Origin of the sequence: Aeromonas aquatica, assembly GCF_000764655.1 — a bacterium.
Lineage (GTDB): Bacteria > Pseudomonadota > Gammaproteobacteria > Enterobacterales > Aeromonadaceae > Aeromonas > Aeromonas aquatica.
In genome coordinates, this window is sequence record NZ_JRGL01000075.1 from 1 (window position 1) to 642 (window position 642).

General features: G+C 32.6%; 1 protein-coding gene. It reads left to right on the plus strand.

The features are described from left to right. Positions 1 to 614 (plus strand): hypothetical protein (locus tag LG30_RS22355; RefSeq protein WP_161785825.1); only part of this gene is annotated, 614 nt, incomplete at its 5' end. Positions 615 to 642 lie beyond the last annotated feature (28 nt).

The following is a 642-nucleotide window of genomic DNA, read 5'->3' on the forward strand; positions in this document are numbered from 1 at the left end:
GTGTTGTTGTTACAGCCCCACAAACAACATTAGATGCTCGAAAGGCAAATATTTCTCAAGTATGGATGAAAGATATTAGTCAATTTCCAATTGTAAGAGATAATGTCGAAGATGAGTTGCTGAGTGTCGACTCCATAAAGATATTCTATGACAATAAAAATAGTTCTGACGTAAGTCATGTGGAGCACTTGAAAACACACATAAACTGGCTGGATGAATACACAATCCCGTACGCAACACACAATCTACCTAGAACATTAAAGGAGATGGGGCTTATTACATCACTAATCTCCGAATCATTTAAAAATGAAAAAAACAACAAGATTGAATTTAGAAAAAAAATTAGAGCGAATAAAACAAAGTCAATTTCTTACATCCTAAATTTAAGAAGGCACACTGAAAAATCAAAAAATAAATGGCTTCATCCATTTTACAAAAAAATTGCCACCTCTTATATTGAAAAGGAAATATCCAAGGTTAGAAAAAACGATTCCATCGCAAGCGATGATGGTTTTCGTGATTTAAATTGCAAATTAATATCGATGAATCAGCATGTCGAAATTTATGATGCAGATAAATTATTATTTTTATCTAGAGGAAATGACCCTCAATGAGTTTACAATGACATCCCTGATACTGAAT